The following is a 6,771-nucleotide window of genomic DNA, read 5'->3' as shown; positions in this document are numbered from 1 at the left end:
GGGGTGGCGGGACCCTGGTCCGACTGGTAGGACCAGTTGGGCGGGAAGGAGGCTAGCAGGAGGGGGCGGGGGACGGTAGGGGGTGAGGGAGGGGGATGGGGCTTTGGAGGGTGAGGGGCGACTGAGGGCGCCAGGGGTTCATTCCGGCACGGGCGGGGAGCAGTCCGACCGCTCGGCGACGACGGCCCGCAGGGTGGGTCCATCCCCGCACGCGCGGGGAGCAGGGCTCATCGCCCATTGAGTCGCTGCGTGAACTGGGTCCATCCCCGCACGCGCGGGGAGCAGCGGCCCGCGACGACGATCGGGTCCGCGGCCGCGGGTCCATCCCCGCACGCGCGGGGAGCAGCCGGCACTTCGTGCAGGCGACCCCGGCGGGTGGGGTCCATCCCCGCACGCGCGGGGAGCAGCCACCGAGACCCCGACCAGAAACAGCCAGGTCGGGTCCATCCCCGCACGCGCGGGGAGCAGCTCTACGACTCCGTGGTGCGCCTGAAGGCCGGAGGTCCATCCCCGCACGCGCGGGGAGCAGGCTTGCAAGCTGCGGCACGGCCGTGCCACGGGGGGGTCCATCCCCGCACGCGCGGGGAGCAGGAGGCGAACCGCCCGCGGCGGGCCTCAACGGGGGGTCCATCCCCGCACGCGCGGGGAGCAGCAAAGACGACCCGAAGAACCCCACCGGCGACCGAGGTCCATCCCCGCACGCGCGGGGAGCAGTCGGTGTCCGTGAAGGACGTCGTGTTGCCGCCCGCTCCTGAGCCGGGTCCATCCCCGCACGCGCGGGGAGCAGCCCGCGGCGCTCTCTCTCCCACTGGGGGGATAAGGTCCATCCCCGCACGCGCGGGGAGCAGTGGTACGCCACGAGCGGGGCGGCGGGGGAGGGGGGTCCATCCCCGCACGCGCGGGGAGCAGTCTTTCGGACCTGGGGGTTTACCTCCGGCTCACGGTCTGCCGCGCAACAATCGCGCATTCCGGCATATCTGCCATAGAAGGCATACAGGGCAGGGCATCACCTCGCACGTCACCCCTCACCTCCTCCGCTCCCCCAGCAGCATCTCGATGTGCTGCTTCGCCATCACGTCTACCTGCACATCGAGGTCCCGGCCGTACGTCCGCAGGCCCAGGCGCAAGTGCGCGCGCATTCGCTCGGCGGCCAGGGGCGGGTCCCGTCGCTCTATGGCCTCGAAGATCTCGGGATGGTGCGGCACGCCCGGCTCGGCGATGCTCGGGTCGGAGTTGGACCGCAGCATCATCTCGAACATCATCCCGCTGATGGACGAGAGCATGATCCGCAGCACGGGGTTCCCGGCCGCGACCGCGATGGCCTCGTGGAACTCCAGGTCCGCCCGCGCCTTGCTCACCGGCTCGTCGGCGGACTCCAGGGCGACGACGGCAGCCCGCATCACCCCGAGGTCCTCGTCCGTCGCGCGCTCCGTAGCAAGGCGGACCATCTCCGTCTCCAGAGGGAGCCGCGCCTCGATGAGCTGCCGCACGGTGGGACGCCCGGCCCGGTACAGCGCGTCGTACCCTCGCGCCTGTGCGGACGTCTGCTCCCGTACGAAGGACCCGCGCCCCGCTGCCACTTCGATGAGCTGCTGCGCCTCCAGGCGCCGCAACACTTCCCGCACGACGTTCCGGCTCGCGCCGAACCGCACCGAAAGCTCCCGCTCGGAGGGCAGCTTGTCCCCGGGCGCGTACTCCCCCGTCCGAATACCGTGCTCCAGCTCACGGGCGATGCGCTCGGTGAGAAGGCCACGGCGGGCGGGCTCGGGGGCGGGGGTGGTGGACATGCGGGGGAGCATAGCGGGGGGCCGCGGAAGGCGACGCCGGGCGGAGGGCGGAGCGAGGCGAAGCCACCCCCGCGCGTACAGGGAACAAGGTACTGGCCGTACAAGCTGGCTGCGCATGGGGACCATCCCCGCGCACGCGGGGAGCAGGCGTCGTTCTTCGGTGACGCCCGTACGGCGGAGGGACCATCCCCGCGCACGCGGGGAGCAGAGCCCCGAGGCGCCGCCCGACATTGAGGGCCTGGGACCATCCCCGCGCACGCGGGGAGCAGCGGTCTCCTCATGCAGCTCGCGGGCCAGCGTGGGGACCATCCCCGCGCACGCGGGGAGCAGTCTGCTTGACCAGCCATCTTTCCCTTCAGACAGGGCCGTTTCCCCAAGAAGCGCATGATCCGGCATTGCCGACACTAGAGGGCAAAGCACCTCGTCCGACCACCCTCCGCAGCGTAGCCCGCTCTCGCAGGGTCGCCTATGCCTCGGAACCGACCGCCCCCCTCAATCCTGCCGCGCCCCCTCCATGCCCCCACAGCGGCACCCACCCGGGGCCTCCCTCTTTTCCACCACCAGGTATCGCGTCTCCGCCAGCCGGTAACTTCCGTGCGCGGTCACCCGGTTGTGCTCCAGGCACCACGTCCGTACCGAGTCGCCGTTCACCTCCTCCGGCGAGTACGCGCCACACATCAGGCACCAGGAGCGGGTACGCACGCCCGGGACGGCCGTGTCCTCGTACAGCAGCCGTTCCGCGTCACGCGCGAGGGGTCGCACGGCCGGCCACCTCCTGCCCGTGGGCGGATACGTTCGACTCGTCCGGCTCCAGGGTGAGCAACGCCCACACCGTTTTGCCCACGACCTCGTCCCGCACCCCCCAGTCCGCCGCCATCGCGTCCACGACAGCGAGTCCGCGCCCGCTCTCCTCGGTGAACGCCACGGCCCCGCGCGGCGCCGGCCCGCCGCGCCCGCTGTCCCGCACCTCGACCCGCACGGCCCCCTCCCCCCGTACGAGCGTGAGCGCCACCTGCCGTCCCGCGCCGCAACGCGCGTGCACGACCGCGTTGGTGACCAGCTCCGAGACGATGAGCACGAGCGAGTCCGCGAGTTCGCAACACCCCCACACCCTCGCCGTCTTCCGGGCGAAATCCCGCGCCTTGCGCACGCTGGTACGTCTACGGGGCAGGCAGACCCGCGCCGTAGCGCCACTGGTGGACCCGTTCACGCGACACCTCGCATCTCTCCTGCTCGCAAGCGGGAGTTGAGTGGAAGGTCCAGAGATAGCACGCAAGGTAGCGACTCACTACCTTGATGAAATGAGCCATCACTCGATCCAGCGAGTCGCTATCTCAGTGGATTGCCTGCTCGCGCCGCTTCGCCCACACTGGTGACCGCTCTGTGGAGGTGCCCCGTGCCGGTCTCGACCAACGTCCCGACGATGCGCCAACGGCGCCTGGCGAGACGGCTGAAGGAGTTGCGCCTCGCCGCCGGCCTCAAGCACTCGGACGCGGCCGAGATCCTGTCGTGCGCCGAGTCGAAACTGACCCGCATCGAGAACGCCCGCTCCGGTATCCGGCTCCTCGACCTGCGCACCCTGCTCGACGCTTACGGCGTTCGGGACCCGGACACCCGGCGCGAGATCGAGGAGCTGGCGAAGGACGCGCGAAAGAAGGGGTGGTGGGCGCAGTACGCCCAAAAGGCGCGTGCGGAGTACCTGGGATACATCGCGGTCGAGTGGGACAGCACGGAGATGCTCACCGTCGAGCCCTTCCTCGTTCCCGGCCTTCTTCAGACGGCTGCCTATACGGAGGCGGTCGTACGGCTGACTCAACCGACGCGGCCGGACGCGGAAGTGTCGGAACAGGCCGAGCTGAAGCAGGAACGTCAGCGCATTCTGACCCGGGAGGAGGGTTACCGCTTCTGGTGCGTGATCTCCGAGACGGTGCTCCGTTCCGAAGTCGGCGGGACCGAGGTTCACCGGGAGCAATTGGCGCACCTCTACGAAGCCGCCGCCCTCCCGTCCGTCGAGTTGCAGGTGTTGCCGGCGACAAGTCCCGCCAACGTGCTTCTCTACGGGCCTTTCGCGATCCTGCGCTTCGCGGATACCGGCGACATCGCCTTCACCGAGCAGGGCGAGGGCACCATCTACTACGAAGAGGCCGCAGCCGCCGAGCGATTCAACGCCCGCTTCCGGCGCCTCAACATGGCGGCCCTTCCTCCGGAAGAAAGCCGCGACCTCATTGGAGACGCACTACGTCATGCGCACTGAGCTTCTGTTGACCACCGGCCGGGCGAGCCCTCCGTGGCGGAAATCCTCCTACTCCAACTACGACACGAATTGCGTCGAGGTCGCCTCGTACGCGACCCACCTCGCCGTCCGCGACTCCAAGGTCCCCGCCTCCCCGCACCTCGGATTCAGCCCGCCGGCGTGGCGCCGATTCCTCGACAGCGCGCACGGCTGACCTGCTCCACACTCGCCGCCCGAGCCACACCGGACCTCCCCCACAGCACAGGTCCGCGTGTGCTCGGGCTGCGGCCTGTGCAGAGCTTGCGCAGTACGGCGCGGCTGGCACCTGGCCCGGGTACGTACGCATTCCGTACACACCCAGGTATGACCGACCGGGCGGTTACGCCACGGGCGGCGGCATCCCCGCTGGTGCGGGGAGCAGGGGCGCTGCACCGACATGGGGCCACTCGTCTCGGGACCATCCCCGCGCCTGCGGGGAGCAGGAGCCGAGGGCGTACCGCATCGAGGCGTAGATGGGACCACCCCCGAGTCTGCGGGGAGCAGATGACCGACGACGGGCTGACCCGCGTCCGCATGGGACCATCCCCGCACCTGCGGGGAGCAGCACCACACCATGTGGGCCCGCGGGAGGTGGGAGGGGCCATCCCCGCGCCTGCGGGGAGCAGTCGTGCAGCTCGTCGATGATCGCGCCGTGGATAGGGCCATCCCCGCGCTGCGGGGAGCAGGTGCTCACTCTGGCGATTGTCGGTCGCCCCTAGGGGCCATCCCCGCGCCTGCGGGGAGCAGCAGACCTCTTCGTCGGGCCGAAGCGGGGGGTAGGGACCCTACCCGCGCCTGCGGGGAGCAGTTCCGCGTCAATCAGCTCGATGGGCTACTCGTGGGACCATCCCCGCGCCTGCGGGGAGCAGACTGCGTGAGCAGCGCTTTTGTCTTCGGGGCCGTGCCGATGCAGCAAGAAGTGGAATGTCCGGCTTTTCGGACAAGAGGGTGCGACACAGGCCCCGCAGACCGCCCGTAGCCTAGCGTCCGCCACCCACCGCGACCACGCCGCCCACCACCGGCTCGGCCCCCCCGACCGCCAGCGCCGCCGCGCACCCGCCCCCGCGCACCCGCCCCCCGCATCCGCTCACAGGGGGCGCTCGGCTCGCATCGGCGGAGCACGGCGGCGCAGTGGCCGGAGTACGGGGGGCCGGTGGCCCCCCGGGCGCGCCTCGGCGAGCCCTGGACGCGCCCCCGTACCGTCCGGCCCAGCGGGTATTCCCCCGCCGAAGGCCGTACGGCCGAGGCGGAGACCGCGGCGGAGCGGGTCCGCCACCCCTCGCCATCGAACGCCACCGCCGCGCCGCCCGAAACCCGCCCTCGTGAGAGTGAACGACGCTTCTCCCCGCGCGCCGCGCCGGCGAGCCCCACTACCTTGCTCACGCCGCGCCGCCCCTCCCCCCGGAGCCCCCCATGCAAGAAATCGCGCCCGTCGACGACCGTCTCAGCACTCCCACCGGTATCCGCATCAAGCGGCTGCGGCAGGAGCGGCACCTCACGCAGAAGGCGCTCGCCGATCTCGCCGGGCTCTCGTACTCGACCATCACGAAGACGGAGAAGGCCCTCATCCCGCTCACCCCGCACGTCACGGCGTGCATCGCGCGGGCGCTGCGCGTCGATGTCGCGGCGATCACGGGCCAGCCGTACTACACGGAGTTGCGACAGGACGAGCTGGACGTGCTCATCCGGCCGATCCGTGAGGCGCTCGACGTGTACGACCTCGGGGCCGACCCGGACGTGCACCCGAGGCCGTACGAGCAACTGGACAGCGAGGCGGAGGAGTTGCTCGGACTCGTCCGGGCGGGGGAGATCAAGCGGGTCGCGGGGCGCGTCGCCGCGCTCGTGCAGGAGGTGACGACGTTCGCGCACCGTACCGGCTCGACGGAGGGCTGGTCGCTGCTCGCCCGTACGTACCGGACCGCGTACGACGTCAGCTCCAAGCTCGGCTTCGGCGACCTCGCCGCGCTGTCGCTCGCCCGCATGGACTGGGCCGCGCAGCGGGCGAGCTGCGCCGTCGTCAGCTCCATGCACCGCTACATGCGCGCCCTCACCTACCTCCGCGAGGGCCAGTACCGGACGGGCGAACGCCTCATGCGGCTCGGTCTCGACACGCTCGAACAGGCGGAGCCGGGACGCGAACGGGACGTGGTGACAGGGCAGTTGCACCTTGGCTCCGCCGTCATGGCGGGGCGTGCGCGGGACGCCGAGGCGGCGGGGGCGCACCTCGACGAGGCCGAGCGGATCGCGCACGGGACCGGTGAGGCGACCCGCGTGCACTGGCTCTCTTTCGGGCCGACGAACGTCGCCGTGCACCGCGTCTCGGTCGCCGCCGAACTCGACGACTACGGGCGCGCCGCGCGCGACGGCGTACGGATCACCTTCCCCGCGGACTGGCCCGCCTCGCGCCGCAGCCACCACTACGCCGAACTCGCCCGCGCCCAGGTGTGGACGGGTGACCTCTCGGGGGCCTTCACGCACCTTCTCGCCGCGCGCAAGGCCGCGCCGCAGCAGGCGCGTTACCACGCGACGGTCCGGGAGACGTACGCGGCGCTGGAGGCGGCCAAGCGGCAACTGCCGGACTCGTTCCTGTCGTACGGGTCGTGGCTCGGGGCTTGAGGGGCCCCGGGGCGGGAGCGGGGCGGCGGGAACGGGACGGGTACGGGCCAGGCCGTCGGCTCTCCCCCGCGCCCGTACCGCCCGCCCCCCTACCGC

Annotated in this window: 5 protein-coding genes and 1 CRISPR repeat array; of the genes, 3 read left to right on the top strand and 2 right to left on the bottom strand. The window is 71.5% G+C overall.

Annotation, left to right across the window (positions count from 1 at the left end; translation table 11 throughout):
- Positions 1–135: 135 nt before the first annotated feature.
- A CRISPR array of direct repeats spans positions 136–909; the repeat unit is 28 nt; unit sequence GGTCCATCCCCGCACGCGCGGGGAGCAG.
- Between the two features lie 116 nt (positions 910–1,025).
- Entirely contained in the window at positions 1,026–1,799 is a 774-nt protein-coding gene (locus IF99_RS0129660) for a FadR/GntR family transcriptional regulator (RefSeq protein WP_031001440.1), read from the bottom strand.
- A gap of 730 nt (positions 1,800–2,529) precedes the next feature.
- Positions 2,530–2,997 (bottom strand): ATP-binding protein, encoded by a 468-nt coding sequence (locus tag IF99_RS0129650; RefSeq protein WP_324604397.1) that lies wholly within the window; start codon positions 2,995–2,997, stop codon positions 2,530–2,532.
- Between the two features lie 186 nt (positions 2,998–3,183).
- Here IF99_RS0129650 and IF99_RS0129645 point away from each other — a divergent pair, with 186 nt between their 5' ends.
- The 3 genes from IF99_RS0129645 to IF99_RS0129635 all read left to right on the top strand — a co-directional run bounded on the left by IF99_RS0129645 (position 3,184) and on the right by IF99_RS0129635 (position 6,675).
- A complete protein-coding gene (locus tag IF99_RS0129645) occupies positions 3,184–4,041 on the top strand; it encodes a helix-turn-helix domain-containing protein (protein WP_031001433.1) in 858 nt (285 codons plus the stop codon).
- Entirely contained in the window at positions 4,031–4,234 is a 204-nt protein-coding gene (locus IF99_RS0129640; protein ID WP_031001431.1) for a DUF397 domain-containing protein, read from the top strand. The genes IF99_RS0129645 and IF99_RS0129640 overlap by 11 nt, the downstream gene beginning before the upstream one ends.
- Before the next feature lie 1,238 nt (positions 4,235–5,472).
- Entirely contained in the window at positions 5,473–6,675 is a 1,203-nt protein-coding gene (locus IF99_RS0129635; protein ID WP_031001430.1) for a helix-turn-helix domain-containing protein, read from the top strand.
- The last annotated feature ends 96 nt before the right edge of the window (positions 6,676–6,771 follow it).

The sequence above is a fragment of the Streptomyces sp. NRRL F-5630 genome (assembly GCF_000719475.1).
Classification (GTDB): domain Bacteria; phylum Actinomycetota; class Actinomycetes; order Streptomycetales; family Streptomycetaceae; genus Streptomyces.
This window is presented reverse-complemented; position numbering and strand designations above follow the sequence as displayed.